At 65.7% G+C, this 24,985-nt stretch carries 23 protein-coding genes and 1 pseudogene; 9 read left to right on the top strand and 15 right to left on the bottom strand.

Annotated features, from left to right (window positions below; translation table 11 throughout):
* Nucleotides 1–35: 35 nt before the first annotated feature.
* The 5 genes from ACVWY6_RS02845 to ACVWY6_RS02825 all read right to left on the bottom strand — a co-directional run bounded on the left by ACVWY6_RS02845 (nt 36) and on the right by ACVWY6_RS02825 (nt 5,952).
* Nucleotides 36–1,280: an ABC transporter substrate-binding protein gene (locus tag ACVWY6_RS02845; protein WP_457536064.1), complete on the bottom strand. Its 1,245-nt coding sequence runs from the start codon at nt 1,278–1,280 to the stop codon at nt 36–38.
* A gap of 318 nt (nt 1,281–1,598) precedes the next feature.
* Nucleotides 1,599–2,171 carry a TetR/AcrR family transcriptional regulator gene (locus ACVWY6_RS02840; RefSeq protein ID WP_038252633.1) on the bottom strand — a complete coding sequence of 191 codons (573 nt, stop codon included), beginning with the start codon at nt 2,169–2,171 and terminating at the stop codon, nt 1,599–1,601.
* 88 nt (nt 2,172–2,259) lie between these two features.
* Nucleotides 2,260–3,420, bottom strand: coding sequence for an alpha/beta hydrolase (locus ACVWY6_RS02835; RefSeq protein WP_062798988.1), 1,161 nt, complete (start codon nt 3,418–3,420; stop codon nt 2,260–2,262).
* Nucleotides 3,417–4,799 (bottom strand): wax ester/triacylglycerol synthase domain-containing protein, encoded by a 1,383-nt coding sequence (locus ACVWY6_RS02830; protein ID WP_457536061.1) that lies wholly within the window; start codon nt 4,797–4,799, stop codon nt 3,417–3,419. The genes ACVWY6_RS02835 and ACVWY6_RS02830 overlap by 4 nt, the downstream gene beginning before the upstream one ends.
* 13 nt (nt 4,800–4,812) lie before the next feature.
* Nucleotides 4,813–5,952 (bottom strand): NAD-dependent epimerase/dehydratase family protein, encoded by a 1,140-nt coding sequence (locus ACVWY6_RS02825; RefSeq protein WP_457536060.1) that lies wholly within the window; start codon nt 5,950–5,952, stop codon nt 4,813–4,815.
* A 134-nt stretch (nt 5,953–6,086) separates the two neighbouring features.
* On the opposite strand from ACVWY6_RS02825, the gene ACVWY6_RS02820 reads away from it, so the two are divergent.
* On the top strand, nt 6,087–6,986 hold the full coding sequence (locus ACVWY6_RS02820) for an amidohydrolase family protein (protein WP_457536059.1): 900 nt from the start codon (nt 6,087–6,089) through the stop codon (nt 6,984–6,986).
* On the opposite strand, the gene ACVWY6_RS02815 is transcribed toward ACVWY6_RS02820, so the two are convergent.
* Both ACVWY6_RS02815 and ACVWY6_RS02810 read right to left on the bottom strand, forming a co-directional pair.
* On the bottom strand, nt 6,983–7,264 hold the full coding sequence (locus ACVWY6_RS02815) for a DUF2277 domain-containing protein (RefSeq protein ID WP_062798993.1): 282 nt from the start codon (nt 7,262–7,264) through the stop codon (nt 6,983–6,985). The genes ACVWY6_RS02820 and ACVWY6_RS02815 overlap by 4 nt on opposite strands.
* Nucleotides 7,265–7,279: 15 nt before the next feature.
* Nucleotides 7,280–8,248, bottom strand: coding sequence for an NADPH:quinone oxidoreductase family protein (locus tag ACVWY6_RS02810; RefSeq protein WP_457536057.1), 969 nt, complete (start codon nt 8,246–8,248; stop codon nt 7,280–7,282).
* Between the two features lie 41 nt (nt 8,249–8,289).
* On the opposite strand from ACVWY6_RS02810, the gene ACVWY6_RS02805 reads away from it, so the two are divergent.
* A complete protein-coding gene (locus tag ACVWY6_RS02805) occupies nt 8,290–8,982 on the top strand; it encodes a class I SAM-dependent methyltransferase (RefSeq protein ID WP_030165055.1) in 693 nt (230 codons plus the stop codon).
* A gap of 43 nt (nt 8,983–9,025) precedes the next feature.
* On the opposite strand, the gene ACVWY6_RS02800 is transcribed toward ACVWY6_RS02805, so the two are convergent.
* Genes ACVWY6_RS02800 through ACVWY6_RS02790 form a run of 3 tightly spaced genes read right to left on the bottom strand, consistent with a single transcriptional unit; the run spans nt 9,026 to nt 11,847 of the window.
* Nucleotides 9,026–9,523 carry a metallophosphoesterase family protein gene (locus ACVWY6_RS02800; protein ID WP_457536055.1) on the bottom strand — a complete coding sequence of 166 codons (498 nt, stop codon included), beginning with the start codon at nt 9,521–9,523 and terminating at the stop codon, nt 9,026–9,028.
* A gap of 10 nt (nt 9,524–9,533) precedes the next feature.
* Complete coding sequence (locus ACVWY6_RS02795) at nt 9,534–10,961, bottom strand: alpha/beta hydrolase domain-containing protein (RefSeq protein ID WP_457536054.1); 1,428 nt, start codon at nt 10,959–10,961, stop codon at nt 9,534–9,536.
* A complete protein-coding gene (locus ACVWY6_RS02790; RefSeq protein ID WP_457536052.1) occupies nt 10,948–11,847 on the bottom strand; it encodes an alpha/beta fold hydrolase in 900 nt (299 codons plus the stop codon). Before ACVWY6_RS02790 ends, ACVWY6_RS02795 begins: the two co-directional genes overlap by 14 nt.
* A gap of 145 nt (nt 11,848–11,992) precedes the next feature.
* Here ACVWY6_RS02790 and ACVWY6_RS02785 point away from each other — a divergent pair, with 145 nt between their 5' ends.
* The 4 genes from ACVWY6_RS02785 to ACVWY6_RS02770 are packed head-to-tail and all read left to right on the top strand — an operon-like array spanning nt 11,993 to nt 16,207.
* Nucleotides 11,993–13,045, top strand: coding sequence for an alcohol dehydrogenase catalytic domain-containing protein (locus ACVWY6_RS02785; protein WP_457536050.1), 1,053 nt, complete (start codon nt 11,993–11,995; stop codon nt 13,043–13,045).
* Nucleotides 13,046–13,074: 29 nt separating this feature from the next.
* Nucleotides 13,075–13,851 (top strand): SDR family NAD(P)-dependent oxidoreductase, encoded by a 777-nt coding sequence (locus ACVWY6_RS02780; protein ID WP_116917593.1) that lies wholly within the window; start codon nt 13,075–13,077, stop codon nt 13,849–13,851.
* Complete coding sequence (locus ACVWY6_RS02775) at nt 13,851–14,744, top strand: IclR family transcriptional regulator (protein ID WP_247209980.1); 894 nt, start codon at nt 13,851–13,853, stop codon at nt 14,742–14,744. Before ACVWY6_RS02780 ends, ACVWY6_RS02775 begins: the two co-directional genes overlap by 1 nt.
* Nucleotides 14,741–16,207: a flavin-containing monooxygenase gene (locus ACVWY6_RS02770; protein ID WP_457536049.1), complete on the top strand. Its 1,467-nt coding sequence runs from the start codon at nt 14,741–14,743 to the stop codon at nt 16,205–16,207. Before ACVWY6_RS02775 ends, ACVWY6_RS02770 begins: the two co-directional genes overlap by 4 nt.
* A 75-nt stretch (nt 16,208–16,282) precedes the next feature.
* Here ACVWY6_RS02770 and fadD1 read toward each other — a convergent pair whose 3' ends face one another.
* The 3 genes from fadD1 to ACVWY6_RS02755 are packed head-to-tail and all read right to left on the bottom strand — an operon-like array spanning nt 16,283 to nt 20,253.
* Entirely contained in the window at nt 16,283–17,872 is a 1,590-nt protein-coding gene (fadD1, locus tag ACVWY6_RS02765; protein WP_457536047.1) for a fatty-acid--CoA ligase FadD1, read from the bottom strand.
* 51 nt (nt 17,873–17,923) lie between these two features.
* Entirely contained in the window at nt 17,924–18,904 is a 981-nt protein-coding gene (locus ACVWY6_RS02760; protein WP_457536045.1) for an alpha/beta hydrolase, read from the bottom strand.
* The gene (locus ACVWY6_RS02755) at nt 18,901–20,253 is read right to left on the bottom strand and encodes a flavin-containing monooxygenase (protein ID WP_400728740.1); all 1,353 of its coding nucleotides are present in this window, start codon (nt 20,251–20,253) and stop codon (nt 18,901–18,903) included. Before ACVWY6_RS02755 ends, ACVWY6_RS02760 begins: the two co-directional genes overlap by 4 nt.
* 133 nt (nt 20,254–20,386) lie before the next feature.
* Between ACVWY6_RS02755 and ACVWY6_RS02750 the strand changes: the two genes are divergently transcribed.
* On the top strand, nt 20,387–20,989 hold the full coding sequence (locus ACVWY6_RS02750) for a TetR/AcrR family transcriptional regulator (RefSeq protein WP_457536042.1): 603 nt from the start codon (nt 20,387–20,389) through the stop codon (nt 20,987–20,989).
* A gap of 48 nt (nt 20,990–21,037) precedes the next feature.
* Nucleotides 21,038–21,886 (top strand): SDR family oxidoreductase, encoded by an 849-nt coding sequence (locus tag ACVWY6_RS02745; protein WP_457536040.1) that lies wholly within the window; start codon nt 21,038–21,040, stop codon nt 21,884–21,886.
* Nucleotides 21,887–21,925: 39 nt separating this feature from the next.
* On the opposite strand, the gene ACVWY6_RS02740 is transcribed toward ACVWY6_RS02745, so the two are convergent.
* A complete protein-coding gene (locus ACVWY6_RS02740) occupies nt 21,926–23,245 on the bottom strand; it encodes a DUF222 domain-containing protein (protein ID WP_457536038.1) in 1,320 nt (439 codons plus the stop codon).
* 145 nt (nt 23,246–23,390) lie between these two features.
* Here ACVWY6_RS02740 and ACVWY6_RS02735 point away from each other — a divergent pair.
* Nucleotides 23,391–23,822, top strand: a pseudogene (locus tag ACVWY6_RS02735) (transposase); the annotation flags it as partial.
* A gap of 75 nt (nt 23,823–23,897) precedes the next feature.
* Here ACVWY6_RS02735 and ACVWY6_RS02730 read toward each other — a convergent pair.
* Nucleotides 23,898–24,980: an NAD(P)H-dependent amine dehydrogenase family protein gene (locus ACVWY6_RS02730; protein WP_457536036.1), complete on the bottom strand. Its 1,083-nt coding sequence runs from the start codon at nt 24,978–24,980 to the stop codon at nt 23,898–23,900.
* Nucleotides 24,981–24,985: the final 5 nt, after the last annotated feature.

Raw genomic sequence — 24,985 nt, 5'->3', positions numbered from 1 at the left:
TTTCGATGATTCAGGTGGGTCTTCTCGCGCTGGATCTAGCCGACGCTCGTCAGGTTCGAGGGCTTGCCCTCGCTGTCGACCGGACCGACGAGCAACGTCTTGCTGCAGATCGACGGCAGCTGCGGGATCGCGGTGCCGTTGCAGGTGAACTTCAGTCCGGCCCCGATGGGGAGCGGGATGTCCTTGGCTGCCTTGAGGGCTCCGGTCACCGTTGCGGGCGAGATGTCGCCGGTCAGGTTCTCGATCACCCGGTACAGGCCGAGAACGCCCTGGTATCCGGTGTAGCCGTAGCCGCCGATGTCGGTCTCCGGTGCGTACTGCGCCATCACGGAGCGGTAGAGGACCGAGTCGGGATCGTCTGAGTAGATGTCGACGGTGGTGAAGTCCTTGATGCCTTCCATGACCGATCCGCCAACGGCTTTCACCACGTCAGGGGCGACGCACGTGGGCACGACCAATCGGTCTTTGCCTGGGGTGACGGTCTGCATGGTCTTCAGCACCGAGATGCACATGTTGGCGTCGCCGACGATGGCGACGGCATCGGGGTTGTCGGACAGCCCTGCGGTGAGCTGCGGCGTGGGGTCGGGCACTGCGGTCGGAATGGGTACGACCTTGAGTTCGATACCTGCCGCCTGGAAGATCGGGTTGCCGATCGCGGAGATCGCCGCGGGGGTGCCTCCACCGTCACCCGACATGAGGGCCAGCTTCTTGATGCCGTTCTGCGCCGAATACTGAGCCATACCGGCGAGCACGCCGGGCAGTCCGGCGGTGAACATGAAGGAGTCCGGCGAGGTCAGCTCGACGGGGGTGACGCCGACCGGGCCGACGTACGGGATACCTGCGCCGGAGAGGATCGGCAACATCGCCGGCCCTTGGGCTCCACCGGGAACCACCACTGCGACAACACCTTGCTCGACCATCTGGTTGGCGCAGTTCGTCGCCGAAGCCGGTTCTTCCTGCTGCTTGCAGATGACGAGTTCGATGGGCCGTCCGTCCACGCCGCCCGCGTTGGCGTTGATGTATTCGGCTGCGGCCTGAGCGGTTTCGCGGTTGGCCGGGAAAGAGGCGAACGACCCGCCTTCGCTGTTGATGAAGCCCACCTTGATCGGGGCGCCAGTGGCGGCGTCCGCCGGCAGGGATGTTGTGGGCAGCGACGAATCCGGGGAGTCACTGTCGGAACCATCGCTGCACGCGCTGACGCCGAGAACTGTCAACAACACCGAGGCACCGACGCCGAAGATGACTTGGCCGCGGCTGCGACTTGTCCTGCGTGACTTCATATTTCATACCCTTCACGATCCATAGATGGGGCGATCGAGCGCCAGACGCCATCGCCCGGCCATCCACGACGGAGGACTGGTTTCTCAGTGGGCTCGCGAGGAGCGGGAGATGGGGCGGCTGGTGATGCAGATCACTTTGTTCGAAGCCAGTCAGACATTACGCACAGACATTCGTATCGTCAACCGTATAGACGGGTGTCCAGTTGTGTGATTGAGTGGAGTTCTCGACAGCGGTCACAGGCGCCGGACCCAGCGCGCATTCAGCGCCGGGAACTGGCGAAAGCTATTAGACGACTTGACTATTGAAGGCGCGCGCGTTCAGGCCAGAATCTGGCGCGCGGCAGCCTCGAGCTGGTCCGCGACCTCGCCGTAGGACAGGTGACCCATCCCCGCGCGAACCATCGCGCCGGTGTAGACCAACTCCAGCAGTCCCACATCTCTGGAGCTTCCCTCCGACCCGACGGCTGCCACCAGGAGCCGATGGATCTCGCGGCTGATCTGGAAGCGGAGCTGTTCGACGTCGGAGTCATTGCTGAGCAATGCCTGCGTCACCGCCGCGGCGAACTCGGGCTCGTCGGCGACATTGAGGGCCAGGTACCGCAGCACACTCACGACGCGCTCGATCATCTCCGGAGAGTCGTTGGCCGGAGGTGTGGCCGTGGTCAGCCGACGCCAGTACACCTCAGCGACGAGGTGTTCCTTCGAGGAGAAATAGATGTACGCAGTCGCGCGGGCCAGGCCCGCCTTGGCCGCGACGAGAGGCACCGTCAGCTCCGAGTAGCCCACTTCGCCGAGTACCTCGACGGTGGCCGCACCCAGTTTCAACACCGTGTCGGCACGTTTGCCCGTCAGTCGTCGACGAGTGGCTTCAACCGGGGACTGATCAGGCACAGCTGGCAACGGTACCCCGACCGCCACGTGGGTCACCAACCTGCTCCGGCCGACCACTCGGCACAGGGCGCCTCAGGCGCGGGCCGTTCTAGGTCTGCGCCGAGGCGAAATCGGTGATCGCCGCACGCACGGCCGACGACATCACCCCGCCGATGTGTCCACCCGGGTACCAGTGCACCGGCCCCGACCAATGGGCGTGCAAACGTTCCGCGGCGGCAACCGAGGTCACCCTGTCGTTCAGGGCGGCCACCACCAGACGGCGGTCCGCCTGCGCATGAGGTACCACCCTGAGGGGATCCACCACGCTCGTCACGTCCTGGACCGGATCCGACCGCAACAGCTCTGCGATCGCACGACCCCGGTCACCGCCGCGGAGCAGATGATGGGCCATGGTTGCGTGCAGGTCCAGCATCGGAACCACTGCGATCACCGATTGCACCTGCGGTTCGAGGCCGGCCACGATTGCGGCGACCGGACCACCCAGCGAGATGCCACCGACGGTGATGGGGGTCGGATCCTGCGCATGCATCCACCGGACCAGGGCACGGACCTCCGCGATCCCACGAGCGGTGAGCGCGACGTTGGCCATCGGATCGAAGCCGGGGAAGGTCACGCCTTTGCTGCGTCGTAACCCGTGCCCGGGCAGGACCGGGAACACGACGTTGTAGCCGAGTTCCTCGTGCAGGAACGCTGCGCGCAACGACATCAGGTCGTCGATCCGGCCCTGACCGGCGCCATGGATCCAGAGCAGCCAAGGGTGCCCCCGCTCGCGGTGTTCGAGGATCCGCACGGTTGCCGCCGTCTTGGTCTTGTCGCCCGAGAGCAACAAAGGGTGGGGGTCCGGACTCGCGTAGTCCAGCCGCTCGTACGCCACCGGGCCCAATTTCCGGCGGATCGACCGCTGGATTCGGAGCTCGGGGGGATCCGGGTTCGCCTCGGCCATCGGCAGCGCCCTGAGCCTGCTGCCCACCAACGCACACCTGTCCACGTTCGCTCGGATGTCGTCTTCATCGGGCACGGCGCGCAGCAGCGAAAAGCCGGCGATGAAGAACTCGTCGAGCGCTGTCTCACCCACCTGGCGGACGCCGAACGCCGACGGTGGGATGCCCGTGGCCGCGGCGCGATGGCTGGCGCTGCGCGAGCTCAGCACCGCGCGGGGCAGGACTTCGGCCAGCAGCGACATCCGTGTGAGCGACGAGTCGAATCTGTTCTGCCAGCGGCCACGATCCGGCCCGGGTGTGGCCGTCATCGATCCAGCATCTCAGCCGTGCGCAGTGCCGAGGTCAATTCGTCCAGCGACGACTGGACCCGGCCGAGGAATGCCGCCGGGTCAGCCATGGACTCGGGTGTGGTGATCAGGCCCATCGACAGTTGCCCCGCGTAGCTGTACGCGGTCAGGTTGACATCTGCCGGGGCTATCGCCAGTGCAAAAGACGTCCATTGCTCCACTTTCACGTTGCCGATCCATCGATGTTCTTTCGGTCCTGGCATGTTCGCCGTGGTGATGTGGTTCATCACCAGCGGCGCGATGGGCGCTGCGATCGGACGCGCCCAGGGTCCCAGGCGACCGGTGTAGGTCGCGAGATGCTCGGTGAGGTCGAAACCCAGCTGCCGGCGAAGGGACACGGCCGCAGCGCAACTCGATGCGGTGGCGCGCACCCGCTCGACGGGGTCGACGATCTCAGTGTGGAGGTAGACGGTGGCCGTCGCCAGCTCGTTGCCCTGGCGGCGGGGCGAAGAGAGGTCGCGGCACACCCCGAACATCCCGACGGCGGGACGATCGGTGCGTTCTCGGCGGGCCAGACGCTCCGCGCGGATCGCGCCTGCCACGATCCCGTGGAACGCGCCGTTGACAGTTGTGCCCGTGGCCACCGCGACCCGCCGCACGTCAGCGAGCGGAATCGACGCACTGGCACAGCGCCGCCGATGTGAACTCGGGGTGTTGAAGCTCGTGCGGTCGGCGCCCATGAAGTGGGGTACGGCTCGGCGCTGTTCGAAACGACGGGCCGCCACCCCGGTGCGATACACATCTGACACTACGTTCGGTAGGTCGCGCATCAGGCGAACCGATTCTCGGCGGGCCATCGCACGCATCTCGGCGCGTTCGGGAGGTGTGGCGTCTTCGACCGACCAGGGATTCGGTTCAGCCGCAGTCGCTCCCGGGCTGTCGCTGGTCACCGCGCGGAAACAGTTCAGCGCCGCCAGACCGTCCACCACCGCGTGATGCACCCGGATGACCACCGCCTGACGGCCGCCGCTGAGCCCGTGCACCAGCGTCATGGCCCAGAGGGGCCGGTCGCGCGAGAGCTGTTTCGTGGCCAGGGCGGCCAGCAATTCATCAAGCTGCGATTGATCGCCAGCAGCCGGAAGGGCGTGCTCATCGATGTGGTGGGCGATCCGAAAGCTCATGTCGGGCACCCAGAAAGGACGTCCCCGATGGCCACGCAGCGCTTCGATCCGCTGGGTCGCCCGGGGGAAGTGGCCGAGATAGCGGGGTACCAACGCGCGCAGTTCGGCGAGGGTCACCGGTGTGCCACGGTTCGACGAGTCCAGAATTGCGACCTTCAGGGTGTGCATCGGAGTCGTCGAGGTCTCCATGTTGAGCATCAACGCGTCCGGTCCGGTCATGCGCTCCATCGGACTACTTCACCCCGCTGTTCCGTGCTTGCCGGCCATCGAGGCCGTCGGGCGCTGGATCGCCCCACCTGGAGGCGATCGCTCCCCACGGATCGGCGAACCGGCCCGTCGTGTGGCGATACGGCGACTGAGCGCGCAGGTATCTGCGCATCGCCGGGGCGATCACCCGCAGCGGGTAACGCCTGACACCCACCCGATCGCGGGTCTCGGCGATGAGGTCTGCAAGCGTGTGCCGCTGGAAACCCAGGGCCGCCTGCGCGGAGCTGGTGTCCATCCAATCCGTGGCGAACCAGTCGCGGTCACTGTCCGGGTTTCCTGGCCTGCCGATGGGGAGCCCACCGGTGAGACCCATCGCCTCCGAAACAGCCGGAGCGAGGAAACCCTGTGTGATGCGGTGCGACTCGTCACCGCCGATCAGATAGATCTCCTTGCTCATCTGGCCGGTGGCGGCTGCGGCGAACGCATGGGCGACATCGCGCACGTCGACGGTCTGGATGCGGCCGTCCGTGGGCAGCAACCCTTCGAAGTACACCAGATCCTTGTCGATGTCCCAGCGCGGTTCAGCTGTCATCACCCCGCCCAACCGTAGGATCACCCAATCGAGATGCGAAGCGGTGACGATCTTTTCGGCTTCGGCCTTGTGTGCGCCGTACAGGTCCGACGGTGCCGGCGCCATGTCCGGGGTGAGGACATCGTCCACGCGGTGTGGGTTCCGCGGCCCGTACACGGCCACGCTGGATGCCTGGATGAATCGCGGCGGCGAGGGTTGGGCAACAGCGGCATCGACCAGGGACTGCGTGGCCGTCACGTTGACCTTGCGGGCGAGGTCAGGGCGCGCGTAGCAAGCGGGCGGGATGACTGCGGCCAAGTGCACGATGACCGTCGGACGAACCGCGGACACAAGCGCATTCAGCGCAGCGGGATTGGTTAGGTCGGCCCATCTGACGTCGAGCCCGTTCCTGCCGGCGAGCCCTTTGCTACCGCTGAGCCCGTTCTTGCCGCTGAGCCGAGCGGCCTTCTTGAGATTGGGCTCGATGTCGAGGTCGGTGGCCACCACATCGTGGCCACCGGACAGCAGGGTGCGGACCAATTCGGCCCCCACCAGGCCGAACGCTCCTGTCACGAGTATGCGATCAGTTGTCATCGGCACGCCTTCGTTCCGGACTTGCGGAGCAACTCCCCGCCGGACTTCGACCATTAAAACATACACATGTCTGGACAGCCGTCCAGACGCAGGCTTTGCCAAAGGGTGAGCAAGCAGTCGGTAGCGTGGGCGAGGTGTCCGAGCCTTCCCCCTCGTCCCCGGCCGAGGTGCACGCCGTTCGCAGGATCTGGAGCGACCTGGACCTCCCGGGAATGATCGACGTCCACACCCATTTCATGCCGAAGTCGGTGATGGACAAGGTCTGGGCCTATTTCGACGCCGCAGGCCCGCTCGTCGGAAGGCAGTGGCCGATCACCTACCGCACCGACGAACAACAGCGAGTACAGACACTGCGCGATTTCGGGGTCACGACGTTCACGTCGATGATCTACCCGCACAAACCCGACATGGCCGCCTGGCTCAACAGCTGGGCCGCGGAGTTCGCGTCACACACCCCCGACTGTCTGCGAACTGCCACCTTCTACCCGGAGCCGTCTGCACCGGCATACGTCGCCGCAGCGATCGAATCGGGCACATCGGTGTTCAAAGCGCATATCCAGGTCGGCGACTACAGTCCGCTCGACCCACTGCTCGATCCGGTGTGGGGTGCCATCGCCGATGCGGGAACACCGGTTGTCATCCATTGCGGATCGGGCCCGGCGCCGGGGACCTTCACCGGCCCGGAGCCCATCGCCGAACTGTTGCAGCGGTTTCCGACGCTGACGTTGATCATCGCGCACATGGGCATGCCCGAGTACGCGGACTTCCTCGATATCGCGAGCCGCCACGAACGGATTCATCTCGACACGACGATGGCATTCACCGACTTCGCCGAAGAGATGGCACCGTTTCCCGACGATCGCAGGGCACAGCTGGCCGATCTGGGCCACCGCGTCCTGTGGGGCAGCGACTTCCCCAACATCCCCTACGGCTACGCAACGGCACTTCGTGCGGTCAACCGACTCGACATGGGCGACGAGTGGTTACGCCGGGTGCTGCACCACAACGCGTCGGAGTTGTTCGGACTCGACTAGGCTCCGCGCGCCGCTCGCGCCGCGATCCGCGCCTGCACCTCGGGACGACGCAGGGGCGGAACGGTTTTGGGTGGCTGTCGCCGGGGCGGCAATGACTGGAGCAACTCCTGCGTCGCAGCGGTCACCCGCAGGACCGCGAGTTCGAACGCCTGCTGGTTCGCCTCCGACGGCTTCTGCACGCCGCTGACCTTGCGGACGTACTGGCGGGCCGCGGCCTCGATCTCAACGTCGGTGGCCGGAGGTTCGAGTCCACGAAGCTCAGTTATGTTGCGACACATTGTTTTCCACTCCCACTATTCCGATATCTTGACTACCGCCTTGCCGAGGACCTTGCCTGCCGCCAGGTCGTCGAGAGCTTGGGGCAGATCAGCCAGTTCATAGGTCACGTTCACCGGTGGCCGCATGCCGCCGGCGATCATTGTGGTCAGCTCCTGGTGGATCTGCGCCGGAAGTCCGGGGTGGGTGCGGACGTACTCGCCCCAGGCGGCGCCGACCACCGAGATGTTCCGGAACAGCACCCGGTTCAACTTGACCGTGGGGATACCGCCTGCCGCGAACCCGATGACCACGAACCGGCCGTCAGGGGCCACCTGACGCAGCGCCTCGTCGAACACCTCGCCCCCCACCGGGTCGATCAGGACGTCGACACCGTTGCCGGTGAGTTCCTTGATCCGCGAGCCCCAGCCTTCCTCGAGCTGAACCACCTCGTCGGCGCCCATCTCCCGCAGCATCTCTTCGGCACCGGTGCGATGCACGATGGCGATCACCCTGGCGCCCATTGCCTTTGCCACGCGAATGGTTGCCACGCCCACGCCCCCGGCGCTACCGAGAACGCCGACGGTCTCACCCGGTTCGAGATGGGCACGTGTCTTCAGCGCGAACAGCGCGGTCTGGAAGTTGATGCCCATGGCGGCACCCTCGTCGAATGTGAGGCCGTCCGGGATGGGCAGCAATTGCTCGGGCGCCGCAGCCACCTTCTCGGCAAAACCGCCCACCACCGACATGACAAGAACCCGGTCGCCCACCGACAGGTCGGATCCCTCGGGCACCCACGACACGACACCCGCCACCTCGGTGCCCGGCGTGAACGGAGTCGGCACCTTGAGCTGGTACTTGCCCTGGCTCATCAGGAGGTCGGGGAAGCAGACGCCGCAGGACTTGATGTCGACCAGCACCTGGGTGCCGGTGGGCTCCGGGTCCGGGACCTCGTTCAGGGACAATCCGCTCGGGCCGGTTTCTTCGGTGAGTATCTGCGCCTTCATAACGCACAACCCTACGCGGAGGCGCCGATAGGATCACCGGTATGACATCTGTATCCGAAACCCGAAACGACCAGCCGAGCGAACGGCACCTGCACGCCGCGGCCGAGGCTCCCGGCTTCATGCCGATCGACGAGGCCGTCGCGCTGTATCGGGTTGCGCAGCAATATTTGTCGGCTCCCGACGCGGTGGGCATCGGGGTGGAGATCGGAACCTACTGCGGGAAGTCGACCGTCTTCCTCGGAGCCGCCGCAGAACCGACCGGCGCCACCATCGTCACCATCGACCACCATCGCGGCTCCGAAGAGCATCAGCCCGGCTGGGAATACCACGACACCTCGCTGGTGGACCCGCACACGGGAACACTGGACACCTCGGCCCGGTTCCGGCGCACCATGTGGGACGCCGGTCTCGAAGAGACGGTGATCGGATTGCTCGCCACCTCGACGGCGGCGGCAAAGGTCTGGGGCCGGGCCGCGGACTTCGTGTTCATCGACGGTGGCCACAGCAGCGAAGCAGCCCAGAACGATCTTGCGGGGTGGGCACCGTGGGTGCGGGTGGGCGGCGCCCTGCTCATCCACGACGTCTTCCCGAACCCCGAGGACGGTGGCCGGCCACCGTTCGAGATCTACGAGAAGGCCCTGCAGACAGGGCAGTTCACCGAGGTCGGCGCGCAGGGGTCGCTCCGGGTGCTGCGTCGCGACAGCGGTACACCGGGTCAGCCGCTACCGGCCTGACTTCTGATCGCTGACGTCCGGCCACGGGCCTGGCGTCAGCGGTTCACCGCTCGATCCGGTGCAGAACGACATCGCCGAGGTCGCCATCGACCACGCGAGCAGTCATGTACGTGCAATGCGGCTGCCTGCGCCGGTCGGTGGGCGAACCGGGATTGAGTAGACGCAGACCCGTACCCGTGGTGGTGTCCCACGGGATGTGACTGTGACCGAACACCAGGACATCGGTGTCGGGGTACGCGACCGCCATCCGTTTTTCCCGACCCCCTGACGCGCCGGTCTCATGCGTGACGGTGAAACGCAGCCCGCCGAGGGTCACATCGGCGCGCTCGGGCATGCGTGACCGCAGATCAGGGCCGTCGTTGTTCCCCCAGCACGCGATCAGTCGTTTCGCCCGGCGCTCGAGTGCTTCGAAGCTTGCAAGGTCGACCCAGTCACCGGCGTGGATCACCACATCGGCCCGGTCGACCTCGTCCCACACGACCGCGGGAAGGTCTTTGGCGCGCTTGGGGATGTGGGTGTCGGCGAGCAGCAACAGTTTCACGACCACAGTTCTACCGGTCGAGGCGCCAGGCCGCAGCCGCCTCATTCGCGTCGCGCAGGATCTCCGCGCGATCCTCGGCGAGGACAAAACCGCGCGCGATCGCCTCGTCGGCGGCAGCCGTGTACTGCTCGAGATAGGCCTCGGGTGTGCCGTACATCGTGGTGAGTTCAGACGGGGACAACGGGACGGTGGACCCGAACAGCTGGCAGATCCGAGACGCCGTGGCCGTGCTGAATCCGCTGAGGACCGACGTCGGGACCTCCACGCTCGGAGTGCGCACTCCCCCGACGACGTTGCCCACCGCATCGGTGACGAACCGCGGAGTGGGCCCGGTGTCGTCCACCGCCATCTGCTCGGCGGCAGGCGGCTCGCGCCCGTCGCTCACCCAGGCGTCGAGATGACGCAGGGCGGCCCGGACGACAAAACGTTGCTGGCCGTCGTTGACCGCGGTGGGACATCCGAGGAACGTCTCGAAATCGCCGATCTGGAATCGGTCGGCGTGCGCACTGCCTGCGACTTCCCACAGTCGCAGTCGGGCCGAATCGTCTTGTCGGGCAGGGTGGTACCAGAGATGCCCCAAGATGTCGGTCTCGGTTTGCACGAGGATCACCGGGACATCGAGATCGTCGCGGATTCGCACGGCGGGTGCGCCCAGAGCGGCGACGAGATCGATGGCCCGACCAGGTTCCCCCAACGGCATGGGGGCACCTGCCCGGCTGTGGACGACAAACCCGTCGACGAGACGGTCATGCGGCTGGACACCGTTCGCATACGTGGTCATGGCGAGCGCGGACTGGGACTCACCGACCGCCAGCACCCGCTGGATGTCGAGGTGGGCCAGCGGGGTCGCAGAGCCGTTTCGCAAGGTGTCGATGATCCTGGAGAAGATCGAATAGCTGTACCCGTCGCCGGGGTGATGCAGGCCGCCGTACCGCTCCGGGTCGGCACCGACCAGGCCCTTCGGCGCGCCATCACCGACGGCCACCGTCGCCGAACCACCCTGAACGCCGGAGAACTGCGCCGACACCCCCACCCAGGCGTATCCGCCCCGGACGATCTCCTCGCTCAGATACGTGTAGTCGGGGGCCGCGTCCTGCCCGCTGCTGACGTTCAGCCACTCCACCACCAGCGTGCCGTTGAAGCGCTCGGCGTCGGCGGGCGCTCGCGTGACCACGCGGGTGATGAACTCGGCGTCGTCGACCGGCTCGATGTCGAAACAGCCATCGGCCGGCAGGCCGGCGGCTGAGTACCTCGTCGCCACCCCCGACACCGCGTATTCACCCTCGTCATACCCGGCGCCGGCCAGGTCGGGGCCGGGCACCGCCGACATCAGCGACAGGCCGGCACCTCCGCTGAGCACCGCGAACTCGGCGCCCATCAGGCGACCTTCCTGTAGCGACCGGGAATCATCCTCATCGGTGCTGTCATGTCCGCGCATCCCCTCGTGCCGTGGTGGCCGGCGACCGGCCGATGCGCGAGAGTATCGCGTCGGCGATGGCCTCCGGATGCTCGTCGGGCAGCCAGTGCGAGGCATCTGGGATCTCGATGAAGTGATAGTCGCCGCGCACGAACTCACCGCAACGCTCGGCTCCGGCCCTCGCGATCGCGATGTCGCCCGAACTCCACACGAACGTGGTCGGTACGTCGACGACGGGAACGTCTTCGCTCGCCGGGGTCTGAGCGCGGTACCAGTTCAGAGCGGCGGTCATCGCCCCCGGCGCGCTGAGGACCCGCACATGTTGGTCGGCCACATCACCGGGAACCGCATCCCCGAAACCCATCCGCAGCGCAGCGGCATCGTCGGCCAGCAGATTGAACTCGGGCTCGTCCGGTATCTGGAAGTACTCCATGTACCCCGAACGCTCTCGCTGCTCGGGGTCTTCGCTCTTGGCCCACGCGAAAGCTGCGGGGTGCGGCACGGATACGGCGGTCAGCGACGAGATCCGTCCGGGATGCCGCGCGGCCACAGTCCATGCGACGGCAGCTCCCCAGTCGTGTCCCACGAGATGCACGGTGTCCAGCCCGAGTGCGTCACAGATCGCGATGACGTCCGCGACGAGTTCGTCGAGCTGGTAAGCGTCGACCCCCACAGGGCGGGCGCCGGCCGAGTAGCCGCGCTGATCAGGTGCGATCGTCGCGTAACCGGCGTCCCGCAGCAGGTCGGCAACAGCTCGCCAGGATGCTCGCGATTCGGGGAACCCGTGCAGCATCAGCACAGTCCCGGCCGGCGGTGACTCCGGCCGCGACACCGAGATGTCGAACGTCAGATCACCGACGGTCACCTGCTCCGGCGTGGTCCCGCCGCCATTTGCCCCATTGGTCACCTGCGGCAGTCTACTGAGCACGCTTCGACCCACCAACGATTTGCACAGTGCAAACACTTTTCGAAAGCGGTTGCGCCACTTGACACTCAGACGCGGGATTCTCGTTGACAGTACCGCGCTGCTGTGAACTAATGACGGAACAAATGTGACGTGGGTCGCATCGATGGACGGTGCGCGCACCGTCCGTGATCGGGGAGCGAACATGCGGGCAGCTGTGGTCGACACCGGGACGTTCTCGGTGTGCGAGGTCGACGATCCCACGCCCGGCCCCGACGATCTGATCCTCGAGGTGAGCGCGTGCGGCATCTGTGGATCAGACATCAAGACCGCCCCCTTTCTGCCCGCCGGCACGATCATGGGGCATGAGTTCTCCGGCACCGTTGTCGCTGCCGGGCGCGATGTCGCCGCTCAGTGGCAAATCGGCACGCCGGCGACCGCGATGCCCGTGAGCGGTTGCGGCACATGCCTTTCCTGCGTGTGCGGGGACGTGGCCCGATGCACGCGGGTCGAGGCGTTCGGCCTGGGTGGACGCGCCGGCGGATTCGCGGAGTACATCCGGGTCAGCGCCCGCGAGACGGTTCGATTCGACGGCGCACCTACCGCGGTCGGCGCGGTCACCGAGCCTCTTGCCGTGGGGTTGCACGCCGTTGCCCGCGGGGCCATCAAGCCCGGCCATCGTGTGCTGATCGTCGGCGCGGGGCCGGTCGGTATCGCCATCCTGCTCTGGGCAGTCCGCCAAGGCGTCGACGAGATCGTGGTGTCCGATCCGGTCGCCTCCCGGCGTACCTCAGCGCTTGTCTATGGCGCGTCCTCGGTTGTCGATCCCGCCGCCGATCACCCAGGTGAGGGTTTCGACGTCGTCTTCGAATGTGTGGGGTCGCGCGGGATGATCGCCGCCTGCCTCGAATCCGTCGCACCCCGCGGCCGGATCGTGGTGGCCGGAGTGTGCCTCGAAGAGGACGGCTTCATGCCCGTCGCCGGCGTGGTGAAGGACATCGACATGAGCTTCGTCTCGTACTACACCAGGCAGGAGTTCACACTCGCCGCAAAACTGTTGCAGCAAAGCAGGATCGACGTCTCCGACTTCATCACCGGGCGCGGCGGGCTCGACGACCTCGGTCGGCTGATCGCCGAACTGGGGTCGCCGTCGAATCAGCAGAAAGTACTCATCGAACCGCAGCAGGTGCTGGTCGGCTGACCGGCACCAGCGAGAACACAGGAGCCATCATCAGCACCCATAGCAAGGTCTCGCTTGTCATCGGCGGCGCCTCCGGAATCGGACTCGCAACCTCTCGACTGCTGGCCGGAGGCGGCGACACCGTTGTCCTGGCCGACATCAACGCCGAGCAGGCCGCACAGCGGGCAACCGAGATCGGCCCATCGGTCACGTCCAAGCGGCTCGACGTGACGGACGAGGAATCCGTCGACCGCGCCTTCACCGAGATCGTGGCCGAACACGGGCAGCTCCACAGCGTCGTCAACTGCGCCGGACTCACGATCCCCGGCGCCATAACCGACCTGGCCCTGGCTGATTGGCAGACCACCATCGATGTCTGCCTCACCGGGGCGTTCCTGGTGACCAAACACTCGGCCAGACACCTCGCGGACGGCGGGAGCCTGATCACCATCGCATCGCTGAACGGTCGACAGCCGGGAACGGGCATGGCAGCGTACTGCGCCGCCAAAGCCGGCGTGCTGATGCTGACCGAGGTCGCGGCCCTCGAGCTGGGCGAGCGGAAGATCCGGGTCAACGCGATCTCCCCCGGCCTGGTCGACACCCCACTCGTTGCGGGCCTGGCCCTGGTTCCTGGTCTCACCGAGGACTACATCGAGAACACACCCCTCGGCCGCAGTGGACAACCGGAGGAAGTGGCGGAGATGGTTGCATTCCTGGCCTCAGACCGTGCGTCGTGGGTGAGCGGAGCCGCCTTCGACCTCAACGGCGGCGCGCACACCCGCAGATATCCCGACATCCTCAAACACGTGGCAGCAATGGGTGTTTGATGGTCAGGCGTTCACCCCAGACCGAGCGATTGGTGGAGATCGTCGAGTACCTGGCCGATCGGCCCACCGACGGGCGCAGCCTGGCCGACATCTCGCGAACCCTGGGGGCCGACAAGGCGACACTGTTCCCGATGCTGACCGAGCTGACCCGGGTGGGCTGGGTGGTCAAACACCCGACCAAGAAGACCTACCGGCTCGGACCCAGGCTCGCCCCCGTCGGCGACTCGGCGCGGATCGCCGTCAACGCGATCGCGCCGGCCCGTAAACCCATGTCGCGGTTGGCCATCGAGTCGGGCAACGTGTGCTGCCTGATCGTGCCGTCCGGTGGTGACCTCGTGGTCGCCGAGGTCGCTCATCCCGAACCGGACGACCGCCCGCTCCTCGGTGTGCGAGCCGGGGACAAGATCACCCATCGGCCGCCGCTGGGTTCGGTCTTGGTGGCGTGGGCCGACGACTTCGCCATCACCGCTTGGCTGGACCGCAATCCCGTTGTCGCCGAGGACTCGAGCCGGTATCGGGCGGTGCTCGACCTCATCCGGAACCGGCGCTTCGCGGTGGAGCAGTATCCGCCCGAGCCCGCGGCCTTCCGCGACGTGGCGGTCTCGGCGACATCCATCGCCTACGGTTCCGAGCGCGCATCCCGGTTCACCCGAGGCCAGGAGGAACGACTCAACGTCGAGATGCTCGTCGGTGAGATAGACGACGCCCAGCTCTACCGGCCGCTCTCGGTCAATTCACCTGTCTTCGACCGCGAGAGAACGGTTGTCGGATCGCTGTGCCTGCTCGACGTGCCGGAAGCGATCACCGGTGGCGAACTCCGCGACATCGGACACCGGCTCCGGGACACCGCAGACGACATCACCGCCGAGCTGGGTGGAGTGGTACCGGGGTGAGCACTGCTCGCGATCCACAGGCGCATACAACGGTCGGGACTGCCATCATCGGAGCCGGATTCTCCGGCATCGCAGTGGCTCTGAAGCTGCAGACCGCCGGTGAGCGCGACTTCGTGGTCTACGACAAGGCCGACGCCGTCGGGGGTACATGGCAGGCAAACACGTACCCGGGTGCCGCCTGCGACGCACCGTCCCATGTCTACAGCTTTTCCTTTGCCCAGCAGGTCGACTGGTCCCGGCGCTTCGCGCCCGGTCCGGAGATCCGCGATTATCTTCAGCGCTGCGTCGACGAGGCCGGGGTCACCGAGCGGTTCCGTCTGGGTGTGGGCGTCACGTCGGCGACGTGGCGCGGCAACCGATGGGAACTCGAGCTGACCGACGGTTCCCGGGTGGACGCGCAGGTTGTGGTCTGTGCGACGGGCCAACTCGACATCCCGGCCGTTCCAGACATCGACGGCCTGGAGACGTTCTCCGGACCGGCCTTTCACACTGCGCGATGGCGGCACGATGTCGATCTCACCGGTAAGCGGGTCGCCGTCATCGGAACCGGGGCCAGCGCCGTCCAGGTGATCCCGGCCATCGCGCAGGAGGTCGAACACCTCACCGTGTTCCAGCGCTCCGCGCCGTTCGTGTTCCCGAAACCGGACGGTTCGTACGGTCCCGGCATCAGCGCGGTGTACCGGCGCTATCCGCTGCTCAGGAGCGCCGCCCGACAACTGATGTGGCTCTACCTCGAGTTCTTCGGCATGTTCTTCTGGCGCTGGCCCCGAATGCTGACCTCTCTGGCACTGATCCACCGGATCATGTTGCGGCACACAGTGCGTGATCCAGACTTGCGTACAGCACTCACTCCGGACCACCGGATCGGATGCAAACGGATCCTCATCGCGGACGGCTACCACGAGAGCCTGCAGCGTCCGAATGTCACCGTGTCCACCGACACGATCGTCGGTGTCCGGCCCGGTCGGGTCGAGACCGATGCCGGACCATGTCCGATCGACGTTCTGGTCTTCGCCACGGGCTTTGCCACGTCCGGTTTTGCCGGCAGCGTGTCGATCACCGGGCGTGACGGAATGACATTGCACGACAAGTGGGCCGGCGCCCCCGAGGCCTACCTGGGGCTGTCGGTACCCGACTTCCCCAACCTGTTCTTCATGTACGGTCCCAACACCAATCTCGGCTCGGGGTCGGTGATCTACCTGATGGAGGCCCAAGCCGACCACGTCGTCGCTGCGGTCAAGCGTCTGCGGCGCGGCGCCGTCGGCGTCCTCGAAGTGCGCCGAAAAGTGTTCGCCGACTACATGACCGCCCTGCGCTCGAGGCAACCGGGAACGGTGTGGGCGTCGGGATGCGACAGCTGGTACAAGCAAGCGGACGGGCTCGACACCCACAACTGGCCCTGGTCCATGTCGCGATACCGGCGGATGACCCGCAGGGTGGGCCCGGACGTGTACGGGGCCTGACCTTCTGGGCCCGACTGTCCTGGGCCCGACTGTCCTGGGCCCGACTGTCCTGGGCCCGCCGACCCCGTCTGCCCCCTAGTGCACCGCCGTGCTGGCGATGTCGTAAGAGGTGCCGCGCGCCTCCCGGATCCACAGTGCGCCGGTACCCGGGGTCGGCCCTTCGGCAACCAGCGCGCGCTTGAGCACCTTGTTCGTCGCGGTGGACGGCAGATCTTCTGCCACTCGCACGTACCGCGGCCACGCCTTGGGCGACAGGTCGGGCTGGGCAGCCAAGAACTCCTCGAACCGCTCCGGGGTGAGCGTGGCGTCGTCCTGCAACACGATCGCGGCCATCACCTGGTCGCCGACCGCGACGTCGGGAACCGCGTACACGGCAACCCGATTGAGTTCTGGTAGTCGCAGCAAGATCCGCTCGATGGGTGCGGCAGCCATGTTCTCTCCGTCGACCCGCATCCAGTCAGCGGTACGGCCGGCGAGGTAGATCCACCCATCGGCATCGCGGTAGGCCAGATCTCCGGACCAGAACATCCCGTGACGCATCCGGTCCTCCGTGGCGCCGGGGTCGTTGTAGTAGCCCGAGAAGAACCCTGCCCCTTCGAGATTGACCAGCTCACCGACCGCCTCATCGGCATTGGCCAGCGCACCCGATTCGTCGAACTGCGCCACGGCACATTCTTCGATGGTGGTGGAGTTGTAGATCGCGACCCCCGGGAAGCCCTTACCGATCGACCCCAGGGGCGTGCCCTCTTCGCGGGTGATGATGACAGCACTTTCGGTGGAGCCGAAACCGTCCCAGACGGTGCAGCCGAAACGTCGGCCGAACTCGATGATGTCGCGGTCGGTTGCCTCGTTGCCAAAGGCCACCCGGAGTTGATTGTCTGCATCGTCGGGTCGCTCTTCGGTGGCCAGCACGTACGCCAGTGGCTTGCCGACGTAGTTCATGTACGTTGCGCCGTACCGCCGGATGTCGTCGACGAAGCGCGATGCCGAGAACGTGGCCGGAGCCATGGCGGCCCCGGCGTTGACGGCCACACTCCAGCCGGCGAGCACCGCGTTGGAATGGAACAGCGGCATGGAGAGGTAACACGTGTCGGCCGGACCCAGTTCGTACTTCTCCGTGAGCATCTGACCCGCGAACAGCACCATCATGTGAGCCACCTGAACCGCTTTGGGATCGCCGCTGGTTCCCGAGGTGAAGATCATCATGAAGGTGTCGGTGACCTGCGCCTCGTGGTGCGGGACAAGAGGTCCCGCGTCGCGCTTGAGCTGGGTCCACTCCGCCGAATCCGTGGCGAAGATCCGCACGCCCGGCAGTGACAGACCGTCCAGGAGTGGCAGGTGTTCGGCGTCGGTGATCAGGATCTGGCAGTCCGCACGCACGATGTCGGCAACCAGCCCCGGACCCCGCCGGGTGTTGTTGATACCGCACAGGACGTAGCCGCCCAGACCTGCAGCCGCCATGGCGCTGAGCATGTCCGGGGTGTTGGCCAGCAGCACACCCACGTGCAGGGGGCGCTCCTTGTCGGCGACGCCGATCAGCGCCGATGCCTGCGCTTCGGCGTCGGCGATGTGTTCGCTCCAGGTCCACGTCTGGTCGCCGTACTTCACCGCAACATTCGTGTCGTCAGCGCGTTGGCGGAGAAGTTGCTGAATCGTGTCGGCCATCGTTACCTCGATCTGGTCGGAACTGGACGTTTATCGGACTCGGCAGCGGCGTCAGCCGGCGGCCACGGGTTCGGCGGCAGCGGAGGACTTTTGCCGGGGTTCGTCGTTCGCCGGTGTCGCAAGGTGTCGGCGGAGAAACGAGATCTGATGGGCCACGGCCGATTCGAAGCAGTCCTGACCGGGCCACACACCGAAGTGGTCGCACGGATAGTGGCGCACCTCGGCCCGCGCCGTGAACGCCGCCTTGCCCGCGGCGTGCGGGGGTGCACTGCGGTCGAAGTCCGCCACCTGCACCAGCACGGGACATCGCACATCCTTGGCCGACTTGTCGGCCCGGAGGCGACCCAGCTCGAGCCCGATGCTCGCGTCGATCTCGTTGCGCCAGCTGGGCCCCGCGATGGCCATGTAGTCCGCGTAAGAACCGTCCAGTGTCAGAGCTGCGACCTCGCCCGGGCTGCCCACGATCGGCATCATGACCCCGTCGCCGCCTCGTAACCCTGACAGTCGACTGCGCACGCCTGCCGCAGTGGATTTCGCAATGGCCGACACGGGGTGGTGCGCGAAGGCGAGCCGGCCGGCGGCAGCGCCGTTCACCAGCGGTGTGAGCGAGACGACCGCACAGACGTCGTCGCGGCCCGCGGCCGCGGTCAACACGTGTCCCCCGGACAGCGAGACCCCCCACAGCACAATCCGGTTCGGATCCACACCCGGCAGGGCGGCCGCGGTTGTCATCGCGGCGCGGTAGTCGTCGATCTGGCCGCTGATCGACACCGTCTGCCGCGGTGAGCCGTCGGAGTCGCCGAACCCGCGGTAGTCGAACGCCAAGACGTCCATGCCTGCCGCGGCGATCTTCTCGGCGAATGGCGCCAGTCCGGAATCCTTCGTGCCGCCCAGACCGTGCGCCATCACCACTACCGGCCGGCCGGCCGGACCATCGAGCGCGTCAGTGGTCGCGGTGAAGTGCCAGGCAGCGCAACGAGTTCCGCCCGACTCGAAGCTGACGTCGCTGAAGGTGTTCTCGGCTGAGCTCATCTGGAGGCCACCCCCGCCCATGCCGGTGCACCCAATTCTTTGGCGCGGCGCAGCCCCGTCGGCAATTCCTTCACCCTCATGTCGTGCTCGTAGATGAAGAAATCGACCTGCTGCGTGTGCCGCGGACGATCGAGCATGTGGCCGGTGTACTTCTGCTGGTCGCTGATGATGACCTCTTCCATTTCGGCCACCGGCGGCAGCCGGTAGCGACCGGCCGCGTACGCCGCGACGAGGCGGGACTGGCACTCGACAAACGGGAACAACGTGGGTGTCGACTGGGCGAATCCGACAAACGCCAGATCATCGATGCCGGGCTTGAACATTCGCTTGTACAGTGGGATGTGGTTGTCGGGAGCGCTCACGAAGTCCTCGTCGAAGAACGGGAAGGTGATGTTGTACCCCGTGGCGTAGATGATGATGTCGAAGTCGGACTGCGTGTTGTCGTCGAAATGCACTGTGGCCCCGTCGAGGCGACTGACGTTGGGCTTGGGGATGACATCGCCCGACCCGAGCCGCAGCGGCAGTTCCACCGACTGCGTCGGATGCGCCTCGAAGAACTTGTGATTGGGAGTGGGCAGCCCGAAGTTCTCCGGTCGCCCCGCACTGAGCGGCTGGCCGAGTTGTACCAGCTTTCGCTGCCATGACAGCGGGATGTGGGGACTGGTCTTGAAGTACTTGTCCGCAGGTCGGCCCGCGATGTACTTGGGGACGATCCAGGCACCGGACCGGGTGGAGAGTGTCACATGGTTGCTCAATGCCTTCGACGACAGTTCCACCGCGATGTCGGCCGCGCTGTTGCCGATACCCACCACCAGGATCCGCTTGCCGGTGAACGAGAGCGGGGTCTGCGGATCGACGTAGTGGTGGGCGTGGATCGACTCACCGGTGAACTCGCCGGGGAAATCCGCCATGCGCGGGTCCCAGTGGTGCCCATTGGCAACCACAAGGAAGTCGAACAGCCGCGTCTGCCCGTCCTGCGTCTGCAGTTCCCAGCCCCCGGAGTCCAGACGCCGGGCATGCTTGACGCCGTTCTCGAACTCGATGTTGTCCTTGAGGTCGAACGCCTCGGCATAGTCCTCGAGATACGACTTGATCTGCGTGTGGTGCGGAAAGTCCGGGTAGTCCTCCGGCATCGGGAAGTCACGGAAAGACAGCCGGTGTTTCGAAGTGTCGATGTGCAGCGAGCGGTAAGCGCTACTGTGCCCGTTGGGGTTTCCGAACGCCCAGTTGCCACCGATCCGGTCGGACATTTCGAAGCACGTGTACGGCACGCCGTAGTCGGCCAGCATCTTGCCGGCGGTCAGACCGCTGATTCCGGCGCCGATGATGGCGGTGGTGGGTCCTGGCATAGCGGCTCCTAGCGAGCGAAGTAGACAGAAACTAGAACCTGTTCACACGGAGAGTACACAGAATCGAGAATCTGTCTACGCGTTTTGGTACGTTTGCCCCTGCCCGGCCGACAACAGCGAGGACCCATCGCCCGTGACCGACACCGCCGATACCCGCAGTGTGCACGACCGGCTTCTCGATGCCGCCGAACAGTGCTTGGCTGCCAAAGGCATTCGCGCGACCACCGTGCTCGAGGTCGCCGAGGTGGCCGGGGTGTCGCGGGCGTGGCTCTATCGCCACTTCCCCGACAAATCGGCGTTGCTGGGCGGCGCAATCGTCCGATTGAACGAGACCTTCTGGGCGGATTCGCACTCCACACTGGCCGAGGTGGAGGGTTTCGACCAACGGGTGGCCGCCGGCGTGCGCATCGGCCGCAGCGCGTACGACGCTCCCGGAGCCTTGTTGATGAAGTTGCGGGTCAATGAGCCCGAGGAGTTCGCCGCCTGTGCGGGCGCGGGCGTGCAGGGTCTGGTACCCGACCTCGCCGCGTTCTGGCGGCCCTACCTGGAGATCGCCCAGGAGAAGAACGAACTCCATCCCGACATCGACATCGTCGAGGCCTCTGAATGGGTGGCGCGTTCGCTCATCAGCATCGCGACCGTTCCCGGCGACACACTCGACCCCGACGACGACGCGGCCGTGCTGAGGTACATCCGCCGATACGTGCTGCCCGGCTTGCAGTCCGGCACGACCTGAGACAATCCCGGCGCCTTCGCGGCGACCGGGCAAAACGAGGAGTTCTTCATGTCGAAATCTGTCCTGGTTGTCATCGGCGTGGGCGGCATGGGCGAGGCGATAGCGAGGCGCTTGGGCACCGGCCGTCCGCTTGTCCTGGCCGACTTCGACGTCGACAGACTCGAATCGCTCGGAGAGATCCTGCGACACAATGGGTACGACGTGCACACCCAACAGGTTGATGTCAGCGACCGCGAGTCACTGAGTCGCCTTGCCGACTTCGCCCTCGGCTTCGGCTCGATCACCGGACTGGTGCACACGGCCGGCCTCTCCCCCGCTCAAGCCCCGGCCAATCGGATCATCGAGGTGGATCTCGTCGGAACTGCGCTGTCGCTGGATGTGTTCGGGAGTGTGATCGAGGAGGGTGGCGCCGGCGTCTACATCGCCAGCGTCGCCGGTCATATCCTCGGTGCGGCGGTCGACGAAGAGGCAGCAAAGATACTTGCGACCGCACCCGTCGACGAATTGTCGGCTGCCAAGGTCCTCGACATCACTGGCCTGCCGGACGATCTGACCCGGGCCCTGACCTACGGCTACTGCAAACGCGGCAATCAATTACGGGTCCAGTACGCCGCGCCGGCATGGGCTCGGCGCGGCGCCAGGGTGAATTGCATCAGCCCCGGCGTCATCGCGACCGCCATGGGCTGGGCCGAGTTCAACGCCTCGTTTGCGCATCAGGCGTACGAGGCGATGGTGAATCAATCTGCGGCCGGCCGTTTCGGCACCGCCGAAGACGTGGCTGCCGCTGCCGAGTTCCTACTCGACCCGGCGAAGGCCGGCTTCATCACCGGTACCGACATCCTCGTCGACGGAGGCGTTGTCGCCGGGGTCAAGAGTGGCGAATTGTTGTTGGGGTAGATACTCCGGTCGAAAGATCTGCGCCCGGCGACCGTCGACTCAGTCTGTCCACCCGTGGGACCGTGTGGTGAATGTTTGCCCGTATTGGGTTGTCCAGGTGATGGTTCCGTCGGCGTGCATACGCGTCATCCAGTAGCCGAGTGTTTTGCGTTTGTGGTCGGGGCGGCAGATGGCGCCGAGGTTTTGTTCGATGGTCCAGCCGCCTGATCGGGGGTCGGCATGGTTGAACGGGATGAGGTGGTCGATTTCGCATTCGGATGCCGGTGTTGAACATCCTGGGGTGCGGCAGGTGCCGTCGCGGGCGATGATCGCTTCGCGTAGTGCTTGTGATGGTTGGTAGGTGAGTGCGCCTGGTGGTGGTTCGTGGAGTCCGCCGTGGCCGTCGGGTGGTAGGAGTCCTGGTGGTGGGGCGGTGATGCCGGGCTTGCGGTGTCGGCCGCGGGCGTACTGGTCTGCTTCTTTGTAGAGGCCTTGCCAGGTGGCGTCGGCGGCGAGTTCGCGTGCGAGTGCGGGGTCGATGACGCCGTATCCGTCGATGGTGGGTACCTGGCCGGTCAGGCCGGCCAAGGTGGCTGCGTCGGTGTGGATTTTGACTATCGGCTTGGGTGGGGCGGGTAGGGGTTCGCGGTGTTTTTCGGGGCATTGGTCGCGTTTGCAGGTGCAGTCGATGTGTGTGTGTCCGCGCATGACGGCGACGAAGGCGTCGGCGCGTTGTTGGTGGGGTTGGCGGCGGTCGCGGGTGCATACGGTGCCGGTGACTGCGGTGATTTGTGCGTCGAGTTCGGCGGCTTCGGCTGCGGTGATGGTAGCGGAGATGTGGGCGAGGCCGTTGAGGTCGCGGGAGGATCGGTAGTCGCGGTGTGGTTGCATTGCTGTGCGTCGTTCTGCTGCCCCGTCGGGGTCGGCGGCGATGACCATGCGGTCGAGTTCGTTGCGCAGGGTTGAGCGTGAGAGGCCCTGTTGGGCAATCAGTATGGCTTCGGTTTCGACGCGGTCGAGTAGCTCGTCGTCGAGGCCCTGGAGTGCGGTGACGATTTCGCGTACATGAGTGAACCCGATGTCGCCGGCTTCGAACGCTGCACGTGTTTGGTGGAATCGGTCGCGTAGCTGCAGGCCGTTGTCGATATAGACCCCAGCCATCGTGCGTGACACATCCAGCAGCATCGACACTTCGACAACTGGGATACGTGCGGCTTTGTCCAGGTCGCCTGATACGGCCAGTTCTTCTTGCACTCGAAGTGTAGCCAGCTCGACGACGTCGGCGATCGTCTGCGCGAACTGACGATTCTGTTCGCGCGGAACAGTTCTCAACCCCTCGGCCAACTGCGTGACTCGAGTTCCCCCCTCGACCAACAACATACGACCAGTTTAGCGACAGGGTCTGACATTCTGCGCGGATCGATTTCGTTGTTGCACAGCGGTTGCCGGTCTCCGGGTTACCGCAGTTGCAATCCGGCGATAGGATCGGCAACCGCACAATGCGGACCCAACTCCCGCCAAGCGCGTGAACTACATGGACCGCAAACAGGTCGCCCGGGGCGATCACACCGATCCACACCGCGATGAACGCAGAGGCCGCCCGGGGTGGGTGGGAAGCGTTCCGCGACTCCGCGCTTGGCAACAACACCCGAGTGCCGCACTTGCTTCAACCGATCCTGGTAACGATTCACACCCATTCCTGGAGTCCCCTCCCGAGCTCCGGCAAGTCATCCACACCACCACCTCGATCGAGTCACTCAACTATCGATTGCGCAAGATCATCAAGAACCGCGGCCACTTTCCGAACGACGCGGCAGTCCGCAAACTGCTGTGGCTGACCATTTGCGACATCGAGGACAAACGAGCGTCCCAACAACTCCAAGAACGCGGCATAAAGCAGTCCCTTGGGCAACTCGCGATGGCCTACTCAGAACACATCAAACCCTACCCAAACTGACGAACAGAAACGCAAAGATGAAGCAGGAGTGGCGTTCTTACGCAGTTATATTGACAAGCTCCCCGCCGAATCAGCTCAGCTCGCGCTGGCCACCGCATGACGGTTCCGGATCAGGGGCAGGTCCGCGATGGTGACAAATCCCGGTGGTGCGGCGACCACTGCAGCCACCGAGTTGACGGCCTGGCTGGCCGTGGCGACGCTGGCCGCGTTCACGTGTTCTGCCAGGGAGACATCACGAACGAAACTGGCCAGTGTGACGATGTGGGCCTGAGCCGATGGGGTGCCCTCGAGTGTGATCGTCCAACCATGCTGAGGCGCGGGCCAATTCGAAGGCGGGCGCTCCCCCACCGTCCACACGGCCTCCACCTCGACGCGGATGTGTCCCGCTGAGCGACCGATCCACCGCCACCACTGACCCGCCACCGTGCCGGCCTTGAGCGTACGACCGAAGACCTCGTGGTCGACGGACGCCGGGATCACCTGCAGGTCGGTCACCACCTCGTCCAGGTCGAGGCCCAGAGCGTCGCCCACGAGCCACACCTGTTCCCGGAACAGATCACTGGTGAACTTCAGGCTTTCGCATTTCGGTGTCACCTCCCCGACCGGACTTCCGAACCTCATCTGGTCGAACGTGATCTCCAGACTTTCGTACACCGACCAATCGGCCCGCTCCTGAATTTTCACGTTCGTGATGTCGCGTGTCAGCCCGGACAACGCCAAAGGCAACACAACACCGAGGTTGCCGGGGTTGAGGCCCGTGCCGTGCAATGACGTTCCGCCCGCCTCACAGGCCTCGCGCAGGCGATCTTTGTCGGGACCGTCAGCACGCGCGGTGTGAAAGCCGAATGATGTTGTCACGACGTTCTTCCCGGACGCCAAAAGGGCGCACACGTCATCGATTGACGGACTACGGGGTGTGTAGAGGACACAATCGGCGTCCGACTGCACCACCTCGTCGAGGCTGGTGGTAGCGGTGACGCCCACGGCCGATCGGCCGGCCAACACACCGGCATCGACACCATGCTTGTCGCTCGAGTACACCCTGACACCAGCCAGTTCGAGATCGGGATGGTCGAGGATGCCGCGCAAGGCCTCGACACCCACTGCCCCGGTGGCCCATTGGATCACGCGCGTCTTTCCCTCGGCGGCGCCTGGCATCAGCC

This window comes from Williamsia sp. R60, assembly GCF_054063855.1.
This window is presented reverse-complemented; position numbering and strand designations above follow the sequence as displayed.

Excerpts from the sequence above, each read along its gene's own strand:
- ACVWY6_RS02845 (WP_457536064.1), bottom strand. The coding sequence starts at position 1,280 with ATGAAGTCACGCAGGACAAGTCGCAGCCGCGGCCAAGTCATCTTCGGC.
- ACVWY6_RS02835 (WP_062798988.1), bottom strand. The coding sequence starts at position 3,420 with ATGACGGCCACACCCGGGCCGGATCGTGGCCGCTGGCAGAACAGATTC.
- ACVWY6_RS02830 (WP_457536061.1), bottom strand. The coding sequence starts at position 4,799 with ATGACCGGACCGGACGCGTTGATGCTCAACATGGAGACCTCGACGACT.
- ACVWY6_RS02825 (WP_457536060.1), bottom strand. The coding sequence starts at position 5,952 with ATGACAACTGATCGCATACTCGTGACAGGAGCGTTCGGCCTGGTGGGG.
- ACVWY6_RS02815 (WP_062798993.1), bottom strand. The coding sequence starts at position 7,264 with ATGTGTCGCAACATAACTGAGCTTCGTGGACTCGAACCTCCGGCCACC.
- ACVWY6_RS02810 (WP_457536057.1), bottom strand. The coding sequence starts at position 8,248 with ATGAAGGCGCAGATACTCACCGAAGAAACCGGCCCGAGCGGATTGTCC.
- ACVWY6_RS02805 (WP_030165055.1), top strand. The coding sequence starts at position 8,290 with ATGACATCTGTATCCGAAACCCGAAACGACCAGCCGAGCGAACGGCAC.
- ACVWY6_RS02795 (WP_457536054.1), bottom strand. The coding sequence starts at position 10,961 with ATGCGCGGACATGACAGCACCGATGAGGATGATTCCCGGTCGCTACAG.
- ACVWY6_RS02775 (WP_247209980.1), top strand. The coding sequence starts at position 13,851 with ATGGTCAGGCGTTCACCCCAGACCGAGCGATTGGTGGAGATCGTCGAG.
- fadD1 (WP_457536047.1), bottom strand. The coding sequence starts at position 17,872 with ATGGCCGACACGATTCAGCAACTTCTCCGCCAACGCGCTGACGACACG.
- ACVWY6_RS02760 (WP_457536045.1), bottom strand. The coding sequence starts at position 18,904 with ATGAGCTCAGCCGAGAACACCTTCAGCGACGTCAGCTTCGAGTCGGGC.
- ACVWY6_RS02755 (WP_400728740.1), bottom strand. The coding sequence starts at position 20,253 with ATGCCAGGACCCACCACCGCCATCATCGGCGCCGGAATCAGCGGTCTG.
- ACVWY6_RS02745 (WP_457536040.1), top strand. The coding sequence starts at position 21,038 with ATGTCGAAATCTGTCCTGGTTGTCATCGGCGTGGGCGGCATGGGCGAG.
- ACVWY6_RS02740 (WP_457536038.1), bottom strand. The coding sequence starts at position 23,245 with ATGTTGTTGGTCGAGGGGGGAACTCGAGTCACGCAGTTGGCCGAGGGG.
- ACVWY6_RS02730 (WP_457536036.1), bottom strand. The coding sequence starts at position 24,980 with ATGCCAGGCGCCGCCGAGGGAAAGACGCGCGTGATCCAATGGGCCACC.